The organism is Pseudomonas sp. S2_C03, from assembly GCF_054668405.1.
On sequence record NZ_CP162766.1, the window covers coordinates 5362666 to 5382785 of the forward strand.

Genomic DNA, 20120 nt, shown 5'->3' on the forward strand with positions numbered 1-20120 from the left:
TACGCAGAGCTACGTAATAGCACGAACCCCGTTACTTTTCTTTGGTCGGTGTGCTGTCTGTGATCTTGAATCGCAACACACCGATCAACTGGCCGTCCTCGGTCAACACGCGAACCTGCCAGTCACCCGCCGGGTTGCCGGGGAAATTCTGTTTATGGGTCCAGGCGCGGTAGCCTTCCTTGCGACCACCATGGATGTCCAGAGCAATGCGGTCGACCTCTTTTCCATTGAACTGCCAGACGTGATAAATCCGCTCGTCCAGACCACGTGGCGCGTTGATCGCCGTGTAGGCATAGAGCCCGCCGCCACGAATCTGCTCGGCGCTCACTTCATGGAGGCTGTCGCCCGGCGTGCGGTCCTGCATCTGCGTGCTGATCGCGACGTCGGTCATCCACAGCGTGGCCGGCGGCACCCACGACCGCAGGACCCAGCCCACAGCGCCAATGCCGACGGTGATGCACAGGATCGCCACGGCATTGCGCACGGTACGGATCGGGAAGATCGACGCCAGGCTCGGGAACGACAGGACCACCGCCGTGCCCAGCGCCAGCTTGAAGCTCTGGGAGGTGGTCAGGTGCAGGATGACGGGCAGGGCGGTCAGCAGCGCGGCGAACAGCGTCAGCGTGTGCAGCGCCAGGAACGCCCAGCGCCGCGGGGCCAGCCATTTGTAGTAGAGCGGGTCGATAATGGAAATCAGCGCGGCAATGCCCAACAGCCCGGTGAAAAACAACTGGCCGCTATTCCAGGTGGTGGTGATGAAAAAGAAGGGCAGGACGAAGAACAGGCTTTCCTGGTGGATCATCTGCGTCGCGTAACGCAGCAAAGGTTGTGGGATTTCTCGCTTGAAGATGCGTGTAAATAGCTGCGTCAGGCTGTTTTCCAGCATCAGCCAGACCCAGCTGAGGACCATGATCACGGTGATCCAGGTCGCCAGGCCCTGTTGGCGGTCCACCAGCATGAAACTGGCGACCCCGGAGATGAAACCGCCGAGCGCAATGACGCCTGGGTAGCGCTTCATCAATTCGAGAAGGCGCTGTACGTACAAGGTCAGGGTCGGCATTCGGCGATTCGCAGTAGTCGTGGGAAAAATCCTCGACAGGTTACCGCCCGCGGGTCGTTGTGGCGAGCCGATCCTGCGCCGTTTTCCGCGCGCGCCAGCACCAACCCAGCAGCACCAATACGAGAAGACCCAGGACGGCGGCGATCGCCACGATCAACTGATCATCACCCAGCAGCGGCTTCTCCACCCGCAGGTAACCCGGCTGGATCAGCAATTCACGCATGGCCTTGTTCGCTTGCGCCAGGGTCACGCTGTGCAACTCCCGGGCCGGGTCAGAGAATCGACCGTCCTCGTAATCGCCCAGCGCACTCCAGTAGTAATCCGCCAATGCGCTGTTGCCTTGCACGGCCCAGGCCTGGCGTGCCATGGCGGCCTGCTTGAGGCGATTGAAGGTGTCGGCGTCGAGGCCGTTCTTGAGCAGGCCGGCCTTCAATTCGTCCAGCGCCCGCGCAGCCTTTGATACATCGCCTCGCTCAAGATCGGCATTGAGGCTCATGAAGCCCACCCCGCCAAATACCTCGCGCTCGGCCGACGGACCGTAGGACAGGCTGTGCGCCAGGCGCAACTGGCGATACAGCGCCCAGTCCAGGTAGTCCTTGAGCAAGTCGAAGGTGGCGTCATTGACATCGTCCAGCACCGGTTCCGGCACTAGCCAGTGCAGTTTGGCCGTGTCGCCCACGAGGCCGCGGCTCAAGGTACGCTCATGGGCGGCGCTGGCCAGGATCACCGGCAAGGGCGGATGCTCGCTCGGGTCTACCGCCTTGAGCGCACCCCAGGCCCGCTCCAGATAAGCCGGCAGCAGACGCTCAAGGTCGCCGACGACGATCAGAGTCATGTTGTTCGGCGCGTACCAGGCCTTGCGCACCGACTCCAGTTGTTCGCGGGTCAGGTGATCGACTTCGGGCCGCTCCTGGCATCTGAGGCCCAGTTCCACCGCCAGTTGATTGCTCGCGGTATGACCGAGGTCCTGACGATCCAGCCAGCGTTGCAGATGGGTGTAGTGACCGCCGTCCTCTCGCTCGACCACCTGCTTGGCGGCGTTGATCGCGTGGTCATCGATGCGGGTCTGCGTGAGCAACGCCAGGAGCAGGTCGAGCACCTTGCGCTGGTTCTTCGCCGGGGCTTCGATGACGAATGTGGTGTCGGCGTTGCTGGTGAAGGCGTTCCACTCACCACCGAGTGCCTGCATGCGCTCTTCCAGGCCACCTTCACCGGTGGCGTCGATACCGCTGAACAGCAAGTGTTCGAGCAGGTGCGGCAGCTCTTTGTCGGCGCAGCTGAAATCATCGATGCCGACACCTACCACCAGCCGAATCGCCACATGCCCGCGCTCGCTGCCCGGTTTGAGCAGCAGTTGCAGGCCGTTGCGCAGCGTATAGCCCTCAACCTGGAAGCGATCCAGGGCGAAAGAAGGGAGAGAGCCCAGCAGCAGGCAGGCGAACAACAGGCAACGCATAAGAAGCTTCCGGGCAGTCAGTCAGGGATCCGTTTCGTCAGTCAGGGCGCTTTCGCGAGCAAGCTCGCTCCTACAGATCCAAGTTACTGACTGATCACTGTGCCAGACGTTCAAGGCGAATGTGTGATGTCAGCCAAATCGTCGACCATCAGTGCCCCGGTGTCGGCGTTTTCCAGCACCACATAGGCACTGCTGCAGAACAGAGAGCTCAGACGCTTCATATCGGCGATCAGCTCCAGGTGCAGCGAACTGGTCTCCAGACTTTGCACAATTTTACGTTGCAAGCGGCTGACATGGGCGTGGGCCAGGCGGCGTTCCTGTGCGCGGAAGCGACGTTTCTCGCGCAGCAGCTGACGGGCGCTTTCCTTGTCGGCACTGAGAAACACCGACAGGCCCAGGCGCAATGTCGAAATCAACTGGCTTTGCAGCCCCGCCAACTCTTCCAGGCCAACCTCGGAAAACGAGCGGCGCTGTGAGGTTTTCTGTTGCTGGACTTTGCGCAGCATGCGCTCGATCAGGTCGCTGGCCAGCTTGAGGTTGATCGCCAGCTCGATGATTTCCGCCCAGCGGCGGCTGTCCTGGTCACTGAGGTCTTCGCGGGGCATCTGCGCCAGATAGAGTTTGATCGCGCTGTACAGCGCTTCGACATCATCGGTCAGACGGCGTATTTCCTGGGTGACGGCGGTTTGCTTGCCCTGCAGCACATCCAGCATGGCCTCAAGCATGTGGTCGATCAGATCGCCCATGCGCAGGGTTTCCCGAGACGCATTAGCCAGCGCCAGACTGGGCGTGACCAGCGCCGTCGGATCGAGGTGCCGGGGTTTGGCCATGCCGTTGGCTTGGGGTTGCTCCGGCAGCACCCAGGCACAGAACCTGGCCATCGGCCCGACGGTGGGCAGCAAAATCAGGCAGCGCGCGGAGTTGTAGAGCAGGTGAAAGCCGATAACCATTTCCTGCGGGCTGAAATCCAGGCTGTCGATCCAGTGCACCAACGGATCGAGCACCGGGATGATCAGCAGCAGCCCGATCAGTTTGTACAACAGGCTGCCCAGGGCCACCTGACGCCCGGCGGCGTTTTGCATGCTGGTGCTGAGGAAGGCCAGGACACCGCTGCCGATGTTGGCGCCAATGACCAGGCCCAAGGCTACCGGCAGGCTGATCACTTTGGCACCGGCCAGGGTCGCGGTCAGCAACACCGCTGCCAGGCTGGAGTAGGAAATCATGGCGAACAGCGCCCCCATCAGGGCATCGAGCAGGATGTCGCCGGTCAGCGAAGCGAAAATCACCTTGACGCCTTTGGCGTGGGTAATCGGGTCGGCTGCTTCGACGATCAGTTGCAGCGCCAGGATGATCAGCCCCAGGCCGATGGCCACGCGGCCCATCTGGCCGAGACGGGTCTGCTTGCGCGACAGGAAGAAAATGACCCCCAGAAAGATCAGCAGTGGCGACAGCCAGGACAGGTCGAAGGTCAACACCCGCGCCATCAGCGCCGTACCGACATCGGCCCCTAGCATGGTCACCAGGGCAGGGGTCAGCGCCATCAATCCCTGGCCGACGAAGGACGTCACGAGCATCGCCGTGGCGTTGCTGCTCTGGACCATGGCCGTGACGGCAATGCCCGACAGAAATGCCAGCCAACGCCTGGACATGTTCTGGCCGATTACATGGCGAAGATTGGAACCGTAGACCCGCAGGATGCCGGTTCGGACGATGTGCGTGCCCCAAATCAGCAGGGCCACGGCGGAAAGCAGATTGAGCAGGGTGAGCATACAGGCCCCCTGTGGTGATAGCGCCCCAATGGAGCAAGTTGACGGTACCGCGCGAATTTCTACGTCTTGTACTTAAGCTGTAGTTGGCTAACGGTCTGTGCGCCAGCATCGCACAGCCAAAGAAAGGTTTGAAACAAAACCGTCATGTGAAGCGCATTACCCCTGTAGGAGCGAGCATGCTCGCGATGGTCGTCAATGATAACGCTGGGTACCTGGCACCCCGTGGCGTTTTCGAGTCCATCGCGAGCATGCTCGCTCCTACAGAAGTTCGGCGTTTCGGGTTACTGTCCCGGAATGTCCTTGCGCAGTTTCACCGGGTCCTGCTGCTTTTTCTTCCTGGCGATGGCGGTGCGCATCTTGATGTTGATGGCCTCTACCGCGAGCGAGAAGCCCATCGCGAAGTAGACGTAACCTTTAGGCACGTGAACGTCGAAGGCTTCGGCAATCAGCACGGTACCCACCACCAGCAGGAACGACAGCGCCAGCATTTTCAGCGACGGGTGCTTGTCGATGAAATCGCTGATGGTGCCGGCGGCCAACATCATCACCAGGACGGCCACGATGATCGCCGCGACCATGACCGGCACGTGGGAGACCATACCGACAGCAGTGATCACCGAGTCCAGCGAGAACACGATGTCGATGATCGCGATCTGGATGATGGTGTAGAGGAAATTGCCGCCCTTGCCGCTTGGCTCGTCGTTGGTTTCGTCTTCGCCTTCCAGCGCGTGGTACATCTCTTGCGAGCTTTTCCACAACAGGAACAGGCCACCGAAGAACAGAATCAGGTCTCGCCCGGAAATGCCCTGGCCGAACACTTCGAACAGATCGGCCGTGAGGCGCATGACCCAGGTGATGGACAGCAGCAACAGGATGCGTGTGACCATGGCCAGCGCCAGGCCGAAGATACGGGTACGCGCCTGCATGTGCTTGGGCATGCGGCTGACCAGGATCGAAATCATGATGATGTTATCGATACCCAGGACGATTTCCAGGGCAGTCAGGGTAAAGAAGGCAACCCAGATCTCAGGGTTGGTCAGCCATTCCATGTGTATTCCTTTGAGCGAGTGTTAAACCAAAAAAGTCCGGGCTTCAATCAACGAAGCCTGGACTCTTTATGGTGAGTCTTGGGCTTATAGAGTGCTGAACAGCGGAAAAATCCCCATCAGCAATGCAGCAACCAGTATGCACATGCACACCAGCACTGCCCATTTCAGGGTAAAGCGTTGGTGGTCACCGAAGTCGATACCGGCCAGCGCCACCAACAGATAGGTGGATGGTACCAGCGGGCTCAGCAAGTGGACGGGCTGACCGACGATCGAGGCACGTGCCATTTCTACTGCGGTTATACCGTAATGGCTGGCGGCTTCGGCCAGCACGGGCAGCACGCCGTAATAAAACGCGTCGTTCGACATGAAGAACGTGAACGGCATGCTCACCAGCGCGGTGATCACGGCCAGGTACGGCCCAAGGAAATCCGGGATAACCGCGAGCAGGCTCTTGGACATCGCGTCGACCATGCCGGTGCCGGTGAGGATACCGGTGAAAATGCCCGCCGCGAAGATCAGGCCGACTACCGCCAGCACACTACCAGCATGCGCTGCGACGCGATCCTTCTGCTGTTGCAGGCAAGGGTAGTTGACGATCATCGCAATACTGAACGCCACCATGAACAGCACGGGCAGCGGCAACAGACCGGCGATCAGGGTGCACATCAGCGCCAGGGTCAATGCGCCGTTGAACCAGATCAGCTTCGGACGACGGGCATCCGGGAACTGCGAAACGCTGATTTCGCTGTGGTCGATTTCATCACCCACCAGGTGCAGCTCACCCAGGCGCGCACGCTCACGCTTGCCGTAGAAGTAAGCGATGGCCAGGATCGCCACCACACCAGCGGCCATCGCCGGGATCATCGGGACAAAGATCGCCGACGGGTCGACATGCAGCGCACTGGCGGCACGGGCGGTCGGACCACCCCATGGGGTCATGTTCATCACGCCACCGGCGAGGATGATCAGACCGGCCATGATGCGCGGGCTCATGCCAATACGGCTGTACAGCGGCAGCATCGCGGCCACGCAGATCATGTAAGTGGTCGCGCCGTCGCCGTCGAGGGAGACAACGAGCGCCAGAACGGCGGTACCGACCGAAACCTTCAACGGGTCGCCCTTGACCATCTTGAGGATCTTGCGCACGGCCGGGTCGAACAGGCCGGAGTCGATCATCAGGGCGAAGTACAGAATGGCAAACATCAGCATCACGCCAGTTGGCGCAAGCTTGGTGATGCCTTCGAGCATCATCGGGCCGATTTTCGGGGCGAAACCACCGAACAGGGCGAAGAGGATCGGGATGATGATCAGGGCGATCAGCGCAGACAGGCGCTTGGTCATGATCAGGAACATGAACGTGATGACCATGGCGAAGCCAAGGAAAGTCAGCATGGGAATACTCCAGGCGTAGCGCGGCTAGGGAATGGGCGAACCGGAGGGGTCAGCGCAGAACGGGAAGCGCGAGGCGTACGGGCGGAGTGATGGCGAAGCGGCGGGTAGTAAAGGACATCAGGGTCACCATTGTTGTTGTTTAATGGGCTGTGCGAGCGGTAAAACGCTGGCATTGGCCGACCGGTCTGTTGCCGGTAGTGGGGCGATCCTAATCGGGGAAGCTTTCAGCCAGCTTTCGCCCGTGAAAGTGGTGACCGGATGCGTGACCGGTCGTCGGGGCGTGAGACCGAGGTGAAGCCATCGCGAGCAAGCTCGCTCCTACAGGACGGCGCGGACCCTGTGGGAGCGGGCTTGCTCGCGAAGGCATAATCAAAGACACCGCAGGAGCAACAGACATGACCGACACCCACACCGGCGGCTGCCACTGCGGCCAGCTGCGCTACCAGTTCAGCGGACCGCTGCGTGACATCGCCCATTGCCACTGCTCGATTTGCCGACGGGTCAGCGGCGGCATCGTCACCACCTGGATCACCGTGCCGGCCGCAGCCTTCGAATGGCTTGCAGGCACGCCGGCGCAGTACGACTCTTCAGCCAGTTGCGTACGCTACTTCTGTCCGAAATGTGGGGCGCAGCTCGCCTTGGTGACCCGGCTGAGCCCGGAAAGCATCGACCTGACCATCGCCACCCTCGATCACCCGGACCAGGCGCCGGCCGAGCGCCACATCTGGACCGACAGCCGCCTGCCGTGGTTGCACCTGGACGAACACCTGCCGGGTGAAGCCGAAGAAACCCTGTGATCAAAAAATAGACAGGTCCAATGGCCGGATCGCGCCCATCCAGAACCCCCGCGCTTGATCGATGCTGTTCGCGTCGAAATACACATGGGCGTGATAGCCCTTGATCTGCTGCATGGCAATCCCTCCAAACCCTTTCGAACCCTCACCGATTACCGCAGGTCACACGCCATATACGTATGAAAGTGTGGAGATCAGCCATGAAAAATGCAGAAACCCCAGTCATCAAAGTGGTGCTGTATGGTGCCATGAGTAGCCTGGGCAGTGCGCTGATGGCTGAAATGCTGCGCCGTCAGCATGAAGTGATCGCGATACTCGATGAACTGACAGCCTTGGCCCCCCGTCCCGGTTTGCGCACCAAGACCGGTGACCTGTTCGATGCCGAGCGGGTCAAGCAGAGCGTGGCGGGCTGCTCGGCAGTGATCTGCCTGCTGGATGCACCAGGGCTGCCATTCAACAGCGAGCACGTGGAAAGAAGCATTGTGCCGGGGCCTGTGGAGCAAGTGCTGGCGGTTGATGCATTAGTCGATGGCCTGCAGGCGGCGGGCATTTCGCGATTGTTTCTGGTGGGTGATTTCGAACTGCTGGATGACCCGGAGATTGAGGACCAACTGCAGCGCCACGCCGCCGAAGAAATCCGCGAGGCCCTGCAAAGCAGCTCGCTGCACTGGACGCTGATCGACGCACCGCGAGGCGTGGCGGGGCTGACCATCGAGCATTTCAGCCAGGTCAGCAGCAGTCTGGAACCCGGCTTGGCCGAACCGCTCGAACGTCTCAGTCGTGTCGCGACAGGTATCGCCGATGAGTTGCACTTGAACCTGCACGTGGGTGACCACATCAGCTTCGTGGGTACTACACCGCAATAGACGGCAATGTCAGGCCGCTGAGCGATTGCGCGCTGCTGGCCTGTTCGGCCATCAACCAGTCGACGAACTGCTGGATCAGCGCCCCGCGTCGTTTCCGGGGCGGCAGCACCACGTAGTAACCCTGACGGGAAATGACCGTGTCGGCAATCGGACGACACAACAACCCCTGCGCCAGCAAGTTATCCACAAGGTGCCGCCAACCAATTGCCACACCCTGGCCACCAATCGCGGCCTGGATCAGCAGCGTGTAATTGTCAAAGCGCAACTGGCCAGGCGCAGGCGCCGAGCTAAGGCCGAGTCCACGAAACACGCCACTCCAATCGAACCATTTGCTGCTGTTCTCGCCGCGTAAATGCAACAGTGGCAACTCCAGCAACGCTTGAGCGGACAAGGGCAGGGGTCGGTCCGCCACCAGCAGTGGGCTGCATACCGGAAAGACCTCTTCACTGAACAGCCAATGACTTTCGCCCTGCTTGAATCGGCCATCACCGAACAACACGGCCACATCGATATCCGTGCGCAGCATGTTGAGGCTGCGCTCGCTGGTGACCAGGCTGACATCCACCTGCGGGTTGGCCGCATGGAAACGGTGCAGACGCGGCATCAACCAATAGGCGGCGAAGGCGAAATCGGTGGCAACCTGTAACACTTCGTGTTGATTCTGAGTGCTGATTGCGCTCAATCCTGCATCGATATTCAGCAAACCGAGCTGAACTTGCTCAAATAGGATCGCCCCAGCCTCGGTCATTTCTATGCCGCGATAAATGCGGTCGAACAAACGCGTGGCGAGTTGATCTTCCAGACGCTTGATCTGCTGACTGATCGCCGGCTGCGTCGTGCCCAGCTCCACAGCCGCAGCGGTGAAACTGCGTTGGCGCGCAGCCGCCTCGAAAGCCCGAAGCAGATCCAGGGACAAATCACCCAAGGCGTCATACATAAGCTGTGCTTATCCTAGTCATTGTCTTGCATGGGCTTTACCACAAAGAGCATGGAATCCATCCTCGATTGCAGCACTTTCGCATAAATATTCACTATGGAATGCCGCGATCACATGAAGCGCAAGAACATTCTTTTCATCATGGCCGATCAAATGGCCGCGCCAATGTTGCCGTTCTACGGCCCTTCGCCTATCAAACTCCCGAATCTCAGCCGCCTCGCCGCGCAAGGCGTGGTGTTCGATGCCGCCTACTGCAACAGCCCCCTGTGCGCACCGTCGCGTTTTACCCTGGTCAGCGGTCAGTTGCCGAGCAAGATCGGCGCCTATGACAACGCTGCCGATTTCCCCGCCGACGTGCCGACGTACGCCCACTATCTGCGTCGCCTGGGCTACCGGACGGCGCTGTCGGGCAAGATGCACTTTTGCGGTCCGGACCAACTACACGGCTATGAAGAACGCCTGACCAGCGACATCTACCCAGCCGACTACGGCTGGGCGGTAAACTGGGACGAGCCGGATGTGCGTCCCACCTGGTATCACAACATGTCTTCGGTGCTGCAAGCCGGGCCGTGCGTGCGTACCAACCAGCTGGATTTCGATGAAGAGGTGGTATTCAAGGCCCAGCAGTATCTGTTCGATCACGTGCGCGAAGAGGGCGACCAGCCGTTTTGCCTGACCGTGTCGATGACTCACCCGCACGACCCGTACACGATTCCCAAGGCGTTCTGGAATCTGTACGAAGACAGTGAGATCCCGTTGCCGGAAACGCCGGCGCAGAGCGAGCTCGACCCTCACTCCCAACGTTTGCTCAAGGTTTACGACTTATGGGACAAGCCGTTGCCTGTGGATAAGATCCGCGACGCGCGACGCGCCTACTTCGGTGCGTGCAGCTATATCGACAGCAACGTCGGCAAACTCCTGCAAACGCTCGAAGAAACCGGGTTGATCGACGACACCATCATCGTCTTTTCCGGCGACCATGGCGACATGCTCGGCGAACGCGGCCTCTGGTACAAAATGCACTGGTTCGAAATGGCAGCCCGCGTACCGATGTTGATCAGCGCGCCCGGGCAGTTCGGTGCAGGACGGGTCAGCGCCGCCGTGTCGACCGCCGACCTGTTGCCCACCTTCGTCGAACTGGCTGGAGGCTCACTGGAGCCTGGGTTGCCACTGGATGGTCGCTCCCTGGTGCCGCACCTGCAAGGGCAGGGCGGTCATGACGAAGTGTTTGGTGAGTACATGGCCGAAGGCACCACCAGCCCGTTGATGATGATTCGCCGCGGCGCCTACAAATTCATCTACAGCGAGCAAGACCCTTGCCTGCTCTTCGACATAAACAATGACCCCTGCGAGCAGGAAGAACTCAGCCAGTCTGCGCAACATCGTGGGCTGTTCGATGAATTTCTCGCCGAAGCACGGGCCAAATGGGATATCCCGGCGATTCACCAGCAGGTGCTCGCCAGTCAACGTCGTCGGCGTTTCGTTGCCGATGCGCTGACCATCGGCAAGCTGAAGAGCTGGGATCACCAGCCACTGGTGGACGCCAGTCAGCAGTACATGCGCAACCACATCGACCTCGACGACCTGGAGCGCAAAGCACGTTATCCACAACCCTGCCAAAACCAATAATGTTAAGGGGAAGTCCATGCAAAAGTTATCCACAGCACTGACAATCGGTCTGTTGGCTCTGGGCAGTGCCTCGGCATTTGCCGACGACAAGAGCTGCGAGACGGTGAAGATGGCCGATCCTGGCTGGAGTGACATTGCCGCGACCAACGCCATCACCGGGTTTCTGCTGGACGGCATGGGCTACAAGGCCAAGGTCGACACCCTCGCGGTGCCCATCACCTTCGGGGGTTTGAAGGACGGCCAGGTCGACGTGTTCCTGGGTAACTGGATGCCAGCGCAACAAGGTTTCTACGACAAATTCGTGGCTACCGGTGACGTGACGCAACTGGCGAAAAACCTCGACGGCACCGAATTCACCCTCGCCGTGCCGGACTATGTCTGGGACGCGGGTGTGCATAACTTTGCCGACCTGAACAAATACGCCGACAAGTTCGACAAGAAAATCTATGGCATCGGCTCCGGCGCGCCGGCCAACATTTCGCTGCAGGACATGATCAAGAAAAACGACTTTGACATGGGGCAGTGGAAGCTCGTGGAGTCCAGCGAACAGGCCATGCTGGCTGAAGTGTCGCGGGCCGTGAAGAAGCAGAAATTCGTAACCTTCCTCGGCTGGACGCCTCACCCGATGAACGTGCAGTTGAAAATGCATTACCTCAAGGGTGGCGAGAAGTACTTCGGTGACACCGGCACCGTGCACACCCTGACGCGCAAGGGCTATGCCCAGGCCTGCCCGAATGTCGGCAAGTTGCTGACCAACCTGAGTTTCACCCAGGACATGGAAAACAGCATCATGGCTGAGGTGGTGAACAAGAAGCTGAGCAACGCCGATGCGGCCAAGGCGTGGATCAAGGCCAACCCGGCTGTGCTGGACAAGTGGCTGGACGGCGTGAAGACCCTGGATGGCAAGGAGGCGTTGCCGGTGGTCAAGGCCAAGCTTTAACGTTCTCCCCTGTGGGAGCTGCGCACCGCCGCTCCCACAATGTCATCTGCTGTTACTCTTTCGCAAAACCCTGACCGAGAGGACCCATGGCCCTTCCAAGCCGCCATTCGCTCTTTCCCTTCCTCAGTTGGTTGCCCCGGCAAACCCGCGCCAGCGTCGGGCGTGACCTGATCGTTGGCTTGAGCGGCGCCATTCTTGCGTTACCGCAGTCCATTGCCTACGCCCTGATCGCGGGACTCCCACCGGAGTACGGCCTGTACGCCGCCATCATCCCGGTGCTGATCGCCTGTCTGTGGGGTTCATCTTGGCATCTGATCTGCGGCCCTACGGCGGCCATTTCGATTGTGTTGTATGCCAGTGTCAGTCCGCTGGCGGTGCCGGCTTCCAAGGACTACATCACGTTGATCCTGCTGCTGACGTTCCTGGCCGGGGTTTTCCAGTGGTTGTTGGGGCTGCTGCGGTTCGGCGCTTTGGTCAATTTCGTTTCACACTCGGTAGTGCTGGGGTTCACCCTGGGCGCAGCGGTGGTCATCGCCATTGGCCAGATGCCCAACCTGCTAGGGCTGGATGTACCCAACCAGGCGACGGCGCTGGACAGTTTCATGACACTGTTTCACCACTTGGGCGAAGTTGATCGCCCCTCACTGGTGCTCGGCGTAGCGACCGTGGTGGTGGGCGTAATCCTGAAAATGCTGTTGCCGCGCTGGCCAACCTTGTTAATCACGTTGGTACTGAGCGGGCTGGTGGTGTGGTTGTGGCCCTCGATGTTCGGCCATGTCGGCCTGGTCAGTACCTTTGTCGGCCGGCTGCCGCCGTTCAGCCCGTTGCCGCTGGACCTGGATGTGGTCCTTCGACTGTTGCCCAGCGCCGTCGCAGTGGGAATGCTCGGGCTGGTCACCAGCCTGTCGATTGCCCGCTCCCTGTCGGCGCGTTCACAGCAATTGCTCGATGCGAACCAGGAGGTACGTGCACAGGGCTTGTCGAACATTGTCGGGGCGTTTTTTTCCGGGTCCCTGTCGGCCGGCTCCTTCACACGCTCTGGGTTGAGCTTCGAAGCCGGCGCCTGCTCACCGCTGGCAGGGATTTTTTCCGCCATCTGGGTGGCGCTGTTTGCCATCTTCGGCGCCAACCTGATTGCGCACATTCCGATCCCGGCCATGGCAGGCAGCATTCTGTTGATCGCTTGGGGGCTGGTGGATCATCGCGGCATCCGTGCCTTGCTGCGAGTCAGCCGCGCGGAATTCGCGGTGATGGCACTGACCTGCGTCGCCACGCTGCTGCTGCAATTGCAAACCGCGATCTACGCCGGCGTGCTCGCGTCGCTGTTCTTCTACCTTAAACGCACCTCGCAACCACGGGTCCAGCACTGGCGTGACGGCGACGAGGACATTCTGCGGGTCGGCGGCTCGATCTTCTTCGGCGCCAGCCATTACCTGCAAGTGCGCCTGCAACGGATGAACGCCGCGCGCGTGGTGATCGAAGCGCAGCAGATCAACTTCATCGACTATTCAGGGGTGGAAATGCTGCATCAGGAGGCACGACGGCTGTTGCGTCAGGATCGCAGCCTGACGCTGCGCGGGGCTCGGCCGCCGGTGGTGGAGGAGCTGAGGAAGCTTGAGGGGGCGCAGAAGTGCCCGATACGGTTCGAGGATTGATACACCACCCCTGTAGGAGCGTCCGGTTTATGCAGCCAACTGCCGACGCAACTCCGCCAGCACCGGCGCCGTGTCCGGGCGCACGCCACGCCACAGGAAGAAGGCTTCCGCCGCCTGCTCGGCGAGCATGCCCAGGCCATCCATCGACACCGCTGCGCCCTGCTGCGTTGCCCAGCGGCAGAACGCAGTCGGTTCCTTGCCGTACATCATGTCGTAGCAGACGGTCTTGCCGGGCTCGACCAGGCTGCCGGCAATCGGCGGGACATCACCGGACAGGCTCGCCGACGTCGCGTTGATGATCAGGTCCACCGACTCGTGCAGCCAATCGAAACCACTGGCCGACACCGGCCCCAGGTCCGCAAACAGCTCGGCCAGCAGCTCGGCCTTTTCCACCGTGCGGTTGGCGATGATCACCGAAGCCGGCTGCTCGGCCAAAAGTGGTTCCAGCGCTCCACGCACCGCACCACCGGCGCCGAGCAGCAGGATGCGTTTGCCCTTGAGGCTGAACCCGGCATTGACCGTCAGGTCCCGCACCAGTCCGGCACCATCGGTGTTGTCGCCCAGCAGGGTGCCGTCGGCGAGTTTGCTCAGGGTGTTCACCGCGCCAGCCCGTTGGGCACGCGCCGTCAGGCTGTCTGCCAGGCGAAACGCTTCTTCCTTGAACGGCACCGTCACATTCGCCCCGCGCCCTTCGAGGAAAAATCCCCGGGCGAAGGCCGAAAAATCCTCGAGCGGCGCCAGTGAAGTGCTGTAATCCAGTTGCTGAGCGGTCTGCTCGGCAAACAACCGGTGAATCATCGGCGACTTGCTGTGGCCAATCGGGTTGCCGAATACGACGTAACGGTCCATCAGGTTTCCTCGTTCAGGCCTCGGCCAACCAATCGCGATCTTGCAGGAAATACTCGGTCAGACGGGCTTCTTCGGTGCCCGGCTCGGCTTTCCAGTCATAGCCCCAGCGAACCTGGGGTGGCAGCGACATCAGGATCGACTCGGTGCGCCCACCCGACTGCAGGCCGAACAGCGTACCTCGGTCATACACCAGGTTGAACTCGACGTAACGGCCGCGACGAAATTCCTGGAACTCGCGCTGTTGGGCGGTGAACGTATCGTTCTTGCGGCGCTGCACGATTGGCAGGTAGGCGTCGATGTAGGCATCACCGATGGCACGGATGAAGGCGAAGCAGGTGTCGAAGTCCCACTCGTTCAAGTCATCGAAAAACAGGCCGCCAATACCGCGTGGCTCGTGGCGATGCTTGATATGGAAATAGCTGTCGCACCAGGCCTTGTAGCGTGAGTAGACGTCTGGACCGAACGGCGCGCAGGCCTGCTCGGCAACACGGTGCCAATGCACACAGTCTTCGACATTGCCGTAGTAGGGGGTGAGGTCAAAGCCGCCGCCAAACCACCAGACCGGTTCTTCACCTTCTTTTTCCGCGATGAAAAAACGCACGTTGGCGTGGGAAGTTGGCACCTGCGGGTTGTGCGGGTGAATCACCAGCGACACGCCCAGGGCTTCGAAGCCACGCCCGGCCAATTCCGGCCGATGGGCGCTGGCGGACGGTGGGAGACCGCTGCCAAAAACGTGGGAAAAGTTCACGCCGCCCTTTTCGATGACCGCGCCATTCTCGATCACCCGGGTGCGACCGCCGCCGCCTGCCGCACGGGTCCAGGCGTCTTCGACGAACTGCATGGCGCCGTCTTCGGCTTCCAGGGCAGCACAAATGCGGTCTTGCAGGTCGAGCAGATAGGCTTTTACGGCCTCGGTGCGGGTCGTCATGTCATCACCTTGGATCAGGGCAAAACTACGCGGCGCCCCAGCGGAGCGGGGTCCGGCGCAAATGGGCGCGTAGCATAACATCGCAGGCGCCCGCGTCGCTGTTGACGAAGATCAAGCTTAGGAGTCCGATAGAGGGCTTGGCGTTACAGCCCTGGTACCAAGACCCAAGGAGAGTTCTGATGGCAAAGCGTGTCCAGTTCCGCACCCATGGCGGGCCCGAAGTACTTGAGTATGTGGATTACCAACCGGCCGAGCCCGGCCCGCAGCAAGTGCGCGTGACGAACAAGGCCATCGGCCTGAATTTCATCGATACCTACTACCGCAGCGGCCTTTACGCGCCGCCGTCCTTGCCGTCTGGCGTGGGCTCCGAAGGCGCGGGCGTGGTCGAGGCCGTAGGCAGCGCGGTGACTCGCTTCAAGGTCGGCGATCGCGTGGCCTACGGCAGTGGCCCGCTGGGTGCCTACAGCGACGTGCACGTACTGCCGGAAGCCAATCTGATTCATCTGCCGGATGCAATCAGCTTCGAACAGGCCGCCGGCGTCATGCTCAAGGGCCTGACGGTGCAATACCTGTTGCGCCAGACCTATGAGCTCAAGGGTGGCGAAACCATCCTGTTCCACGCGGCGGCCGGCGGTGTCGGTTCCCTGGCCTGCCAATGGGCCAAGGCTCTCGGCGTGAAGCTGATCGGCACGGTCAGTTCGCCGGAAAAAGCCGCGCTGGCGAAAGCCAACGGTGCATGGGCGACCATCGATTACAGCGTGGAAAACGTCGCACAACGGGTGCTGGAGTTGACTGACGGCAAGAAGGTGCCGGTGGTGTACGACGGCGTCGGCAAGGACACTTGGCTGACCTCGCTGGACAGCACCGCACCTCGCGGCCTGGTGGTGAGTTTCGGCAATGCTTCCGGTGCCGTGGATGGGGTGAACCTGGGCATTCTTTCGGCGAAAGGCTCGCTGTACGTCACCCGGCCAACCCTGGCGACCTACGCCAACAACGCCGAAAACCTGCAGCGCATGGCAGATGAAGTGTTCGAGATGATCATCAGCGGCAAGCTGAAGGTCGATATCAGCCAGCGCTATCCGCTGGCTGAAGCGGCGAAGGCGCAGACCGAGTTGTCGGCGCGGCGTACGACCGGTTCGACCATCCTGTTGCCTTGAGGTCCCCATCGCAAGCAAGCTCGCTCCTACAGGGGGCTACGCCGTTCACAAACCCGTAGGAACGGGCTTGCTCGCGATGAAGGCACCACGGTCTCAAGCCGGACGAATCACATTCCCCGTCGCCAGATCACGAATCAGGCTCGGGTTCTTGCGCCCGCCCAGGTTGCCGCCCAACACGAAATCAACCTCCCCACGGAAATACTGCTCCACCCGCAACCGCGTACGCGCCGCAGGTTTTCCTTGGGGGTTGGCCGATGTCGACACCAGCGGTCCGACCAGCGCACACAAGTCTCTCACCAGCGGGTGATCGCTGACTCGCAGCGCCACCGTGTCGTGCACCCCGGTGATCCACTCGGGTAACAGGTTCTGATGGGGCACCAGCCAAGTGTTCGGCCCCGGCCAGGTGCTGGCCATGCGATCCATCCACAGCTCGGGGAAATCTTCGAAGAGAAAATCGAACTGCCGAATGTTGTCGGCCACCAGGATCAGCCCCTTGTCGACTGCGCGCCCCTTGATCAGCAGCAGACGCTCCACCGCCTCTTCGTCCCACGGGTCGCAACCCAGACCCCAGACCGCCTCGGTTGGATAGGCAATCACCGCTCCTGCGCGAACGGCTTGCGCGGCTTGTTGCACACGCCAACTGTTGACCATGAAAAACTCTCCGGAATTAGGCTCTGCGCAGTTTACCGATCTTCCTTGTAAAACCTAGCTCACCCGCGCAAACCACCGCCCGCTTTCGCAGCTCGCACGGCCATCCATTTCCAGTTCGGTCAACGCCGCCAGCACTTTGGGCAATGCCCAACCGCTGCTTTCAGCCAGCGCTTCGCTGGTGTGAGGCGCCGCATGCAAAAGGGCCAGCAGCGGGTGATTTGTCGTCGGCGTCTCTGTGGATAAGGGTAACTGCTGCCAGCCGCGCAGGGCCTCGAGGATATGCTCGATGGTCTCCACCAGCGTCGCACCGTCGCGGATCAACTGATGACAACCTCTGGCACCGGGATGATGAATCGATCCCGGAATCGCATACACCTCACGACCCTGCTCCGCTGCCAACCTCGCCGTGATCAACGAACCACTGGCCACGCTGGCCTCCACCACCAGCACGCCGAGCGACAGCCCGCTGATGATGCGGTTGCGCCTCGGAAAGTTGCTCGCGGTGGGGCCGGCATCCAACGGGAACTCGGAAACCACCGCGCTGCCCGACGCGATCATGTCGTCAGCCAGCCTGCGGTTGCGCTGTGGATAAAAATTTTCGATGCCGGTCCCGAGGACGCCGACCGTTTGCCCGCCGACATTCAGCGCAGCTTGATGCGCGGCGGCATCGATGCCCAGCGCCAAGCCACTGGTGATGACAAAACCTGCCCCGGCCAGGCTTCTGGAAAACGCCGCCGCAGTGTCCATGCCTGGTCGCGAAGCGCGACGGCTACCGACCATCGCCAACTGCGGCTTTTCCAGAATGCCCGGGTTGCCAGCAACAAACAGCAGCGGCGGTGCAGCGCTGATTTCTGCCAGCAGCGCCGGATAGTCGGGCTGGTCCCACATCAACAAATGCTGGCCCGAACGCTCTAGCCAGGCCAATGCATGGCTGGCACCATCGCGCACCTCAGTGCTGCGCCGCGCCTCGGCACAGGCCATCGGCAGGCCCAGCGAACGCCAGGCGCTGGCCGGTGCACCGATGGCTTTGGAAGCAGAGCCGAAGGCTTCAAGCAGTTTTTTGAATCGCACCGGGCCGAGCGCCGGCAAACGATGCAGACGTAGTCGAGCTTCCAGTTCCGCAGGGGAAACCGGTGTTATGGCAGACACGGTCATGGATCATCCTTGATCGTTTATGAGTTCCTTTCCAGCAGGAACAAGCTGTGGATAACTCTGTTGGTAAGTTGTGAAGCAGGCTAAGGATTACGCACCTTGTCCATCACCGCCAGGGACCGCGAAGCGTTGAGCACCAGGCCGTAACTGAGCTTGTCGTAGGTGCGGAATACCATCAGCAAACCGGCACGCTCATCGGGAATCTTCAACGGCTGGCCGGTGATCCGATCGCGCACGGTTTCACCTGTTTTCATCACCACCAGTACATTGCCTTCGGCCAGGCCGTCACGTTGCCCCTTGTTCAGCGTCACTACGTCCAGCGCGCCAATCTGCGTGACTCCGCGCGGCACATCGATGATCAGGCCATTGATCTCACTGGCTGGCGCACTGGGCATGAACGTCGAGTTGATCGACCGTTCTTCGCTACTGAACAGCCGATCGCCAAGACGCACTTCCTGGGTCGTGCGTTGCAGGGCGAGGGTGGCGACGTCACCTTCAGTGGCGACCACCTCACCGCCGCCAATGTCGTCGGCGTTGATCCCCAGAAACTCCTTGCTCTCGGGGTCGGTATAGACCTTGCCCTGGCGGAAAATGCCATAGACCGGGTGCTGCTGATCGAAGTGGCCACGGGCGAAGATGCGGTCACCGGTGCCACTGAGCACCCTTTCGGCATCACCGGCGACGATGTAGGGCGCCTTGTCGAAATCCTCGGCCTTGTCGACGATGCGATTGCTCAGCAGGAAACTGTTGATCGCTTGTAGCGGGATGCTCGGGATCGCGTCGGCCACCGGTGAACTGCGCACCCGTGGCGACAGCTTGATGGTGCCCCGGGATGCGCCACGATTGAGGGTCAGGCGCGGCTGGCCATCGACGTAGACCAGCGATAGCAAGTCGCCTGGGTAGATCAGGTTGGGATTCTGGATCTGCGGATTGACCTGCCAGAGCTCAGGCCATTTCCAGGGCTCGCGCAGGAATTTGCCGGCGATGTCCCAGAGTGTGTCTCCTGCTACGACGGTGTATTGCTGTGGAAAACCTTCCCTGAGCTGCACTTGCCCGTGCGCAAAACCGGCCGAAGCCAGGAGCAGCAGGGCGAGTAGTGATTTCCTCATGCGGTGAATCCCTTTATCATGTGCGTTCGCGTGAAACGCCAGAGCCTTCGTGGCCCGCTCCCTGCTCAATTGAGAAAAAGGAGCTACGTTTTACAACGGTAGCCGGCATCTTCAGACCCGCCAGGCCATCGACCCGACTTTACCTCACACGTGCATCAGTTGATCTTATGGCCATTTTAGACATCCTCGAATTCCCCGACTCGCGCCTGCGCACTATTGCCAAACCAGTGGCCGTAGTGGACGACGAAGTGCGTCAGTTGGTCGACGACATGTTTGAAACAATGTATGAAGCGCCAGGCATCGGCCTTGCCGCTACCCAGGTCAACGTGCACAAACGTATCGTCGTCATGGACCTCTCCGAAGACCGCAGCGAACCACGGGTGTTCATCAACCCCGAGTTCGAACCGCTGACCGAGGAGATGGAGCAATATCAGGAAGGCTGCCTCTCGGTGCCGGGCTTCTACGAAAACGTCGATCGCCCGCAAAAGGTCAAGATCAAGGCCCTGGACCGCGACGGCCAACCTTACGAACTGATCGCCGAAGGTCTGCTCGCCGTGTGCATCCAGCATGAATGCGACCACCTCAATGGCAAATTGTTCGTCGACTACCTGTCCAGCCTCAAACGCGACCGGATCAAAAAGAAACTGGAAAAGATCCATCGCCAGAACGCTTGATGCCCTCCCTTCAAAGGCTTGCTGCGGCAAGCCTTTTCTTTGCAATTGCTTTA

The 20120-nt window shown here is 60.7% G+C and carries 18 protein-coding genes; 7 read left to right on the top strand and 11 right to left on the bottom strand.

Annotated elements, in window-relative coordinates; all coding sequences use genetic code 11:
- Nucleotides 1-31: 31 nt before the first annotated feature.
- The 5 genes from AB4N64_RS24690 to AB4N64_RS24710 form a co-directional block, all read right to left on the bottom strand.
- Complete coding sequence (locus AB4N64_RS24690) at nucleotides 32-1060, bottom strand: DUF5924 family protein (RefSeq protein WP_460119377.1); 1029 nt, start codon at nucleotides 1058-1060, stop codon at nucleotides 32-34.
- Between the two features lie 40 nt (nucleotides 1061-1100).
- Nucleotides 1101-2516 (bottom strand): M16 family metallopeptidase, encoded by a 1416-nt coding sequence (locus tag AB4N64_RS24695; RefSeq protein WP_460119379.1) that lies wholly within the window; start codon nucleotides 2514-2516, stop codon nucleotides 1101-1103.
- Between the two features lie 110 nt (nucleotides 2517-2626).
- On the bottom strand, nucleotides 2627-4285 hold the full coding sequence (locus tag AB4N64_RS24700) for a Na/Pi cotransporter family protein (RefSeq protein WP_460119381.1): 1659 nt from the start codon (nucleotides 4283-4285) through the stop codon (nucleotides 2627-2629).
- Nucleotides 4286-4566: 281 nt separating this feature from the next.
- Nucleotides 4567-5334, bottom strand: a complete 768-nt coding sequence (locus AB4N64_RS24705) for a TerC family protein (RefSeq protein ID WP_460119383.1) — start codon at nucleotides 5332-5334, stop codon at nucleotides 4567-4569.
- Between the two features lie 84 nt (nucleotides 5335-5418).
- Nucleotides 5419-6726, bottom strand: coding sequence for a CitMHS family transporter (locus tag AB4N64_RS24710; RefSeq protein ID WP_460119385.1), 1308 nt, complete (start codon nucleotides 6724-6726; stop codon nucleotides 5419-5421).
- Nucleotides 6727-7121: 395 nt separating this feature from the next.
- Here AB4N64_RS24710 and AB4N64_RS24715 point away from each other — a divergent pair, with 395 nt between their 5' ends.
- Complete coding sequence (locus tag AB4N64_RS24715) at nucleotides 7122-7523, top strand: GFA family protein (RefSeq protein ID WP_460119387.1); 402 nt, start codon at nucleotides 7122-7124, stop codon at nucleotides 7521-7523.
- Between the two features lie 197 nt (nucleotides 7524-7720).
- Nucleotides 7721-8386, top strand: a complete 666-nt coding sequence (locus tag AB4N64_RS24720; RefSeq protein ID WP_460119389.1) for an NAD(P)-dependent oxidoreductase — start codon at nucleotides 7721-7723, stop codon at nucleotides 8384-8386.
- Here the strand turns inward: AB4N64_RS24720 and AB4N64_RS24725 are convergent.
- The gene (locus AB4N64_RS24725) at nucleotides 8373-9323 is read right to left on the bottom strand and encodes a choline sulfate utilization transcriptional regulator (protein ID WP_460119391.1); all 951 of its coding nucleotides are present in this window, start codon (nucleotides 9321-9323) and stop codon (nucleotides 8373-8375) included. The two genes, AB4N64_RS24720 and AB4N64_RS24725, sit on opposite strands and share 14 nt — an antisense overlap.
- A 114-nt stretch (nucleotides 9324-9437) precedes the next feature.
- Here AB4N64_RS24725 and betC point away from each other — a divergent pair, with 114 nt between their 5' ends.
- From betC to AB4N64_RS24740, 3 genes are all read left to right on the top strand, one after another.
- Nucleotides 9438-10952, top strand: a complete 1515-nt coding sequence (gene betC, locus AB4N64_RS24730; RefSeq protein WP_460119393.1) for a choline-sulfatase — start codon at nucleotides 9438-9440, stop codon at nucleotides 10950-10952.
- Between the two features lie 16 nt (nucleotides 10953-10968).
- A complete protein-coding gene (gene choX, locus AB4N64_RS24735; protein WP_460119395.1) occupies nucleotides 10969-11892 on the top strand; it encodes a choline ABC transporter substrate-binding protein in 924 nt (307 codons plus the stop codon).
- A gap of 86 nt (nucleotides 11893-11978) precedes the next feature.
- A complete protein-coding gene (locus AB4N64_RS24740; RefSeq protein ID WP_460119397.1) occupies nucleotides 11979-13547 on the top strand; it encodes a SulP family inorganic anion transporter in 1569 nt (522 codons plus the stop codon).
- Nucleotides 13548-13574: 27 nt separating this feature from the next.
- Here the strand turns inward: AB4N64_RS24740 and aroE are convergent, their stop codons facing one another.
- Both aroE and hemF read right to left on the bottom strand, forming a co-directional pair.
- Nucleotides 13575-14396, bottom strand: a complete 822-nt coding sequence (aroE, locus tag AB4N64_RS24745) for a shikimate dehydrogenase (protein ID WP_460119399.1) — start codon at nucleotides 14394-14396, stop codon at nucleotides 13575-13577.
- Nucleotides 14397-14409: 13 nt separating this feature from the next.
- Nucleotides 14410-15324, bottom strand: coding sequence for an oxygen-dependent coproporphyrinogen oxidase (hemF, locus tag AB4N64_RS24750; RefSeq protein ID WP_460119400.1), 915 nt, complete (start codon nucleotides 15322-15324; stop codon nucleotides 14410-14412).
- A gap of 179 nt (nucleotides 15325-15503) precedes the next feature.
- Here hemF and AB4N64_RS24755 point away from each other — a divergent pair, with 179 nt between their 5' ends.
- Nucleotides 15504-16481 (top strand): NADPH:quinone reductase, encoded by a 978-nt coding sequence (locus AB4N64_RS24755; RefSeq protein WP_460119402.1) that lies wholly within the window; start codon nucleotides 15504-15506, stop codon nucleotides 16479-16481.
- Between the two features lie 93 nt (nucleotides 16482-16574).
- Here AB4N64_RS24755 and AB4N64_RS24760 read toward each other — a convergent pair whose 3' ends face one another.
- The 3 genes from AB4N64_RS24760 to AB4N64_RS24770 all read right to left on the bottom strand — a co-directional run bounded on the left by AB4N64_RS24760 (nucleotide 16575) and on the right by AB4N64_RS24770 (nucleotide 19393).
- On the bottom strand, nucleotides 16575-17132 hold the full coding sequence (locus tag AB4N64_RS24760; protein WP_460119403.1) for an L-threonylcarbamoyladenylate synthase: 558 nt from the start codon (nucleotides 17130-17132) through the stop codon (nucleotides 16575-16577).
- Between the two features lie 54 nt (nucleotides 17133-17186).
- Entirely contained in the window at nucleotides 17187-18287 is a 1101-nt protein-coding gene (gene dprA / locus AB4N64_RS24765) for a DNA-processing protein DprA (RefSeq protein WP_460119405.1), read from the bottom strand.
- 80 nt (nucleotides 18288-18367) lie between these two features.
- Entirely contained in the window at nucleotides 18368-19393 is a 1026-nt protein-coding gene (locus AB4N64_RS24770; protein ID WP_460119407.1) for a LysM peptidoglycan-binding domain-containing protein, read from the bottom strand.
- A 167-nt stretch (nucleotides 19394-19560) separates the two neighbouring features.
- Between AB4N64_RS24770 and def the strand changes: the two genes are divergently transcribed.
- Entirely contained in the window at nucleotides 19561-20067 is a 507-nt protein-coding gene (gene def / locus AB4N64_RS24775) for a peptide deformylase (RefSeq protein ID WP_460119409.1), read from the top strand.
- The last annotated feature ends 53 nt before the right edge of the window (nucleotides 20068-20120 follow it).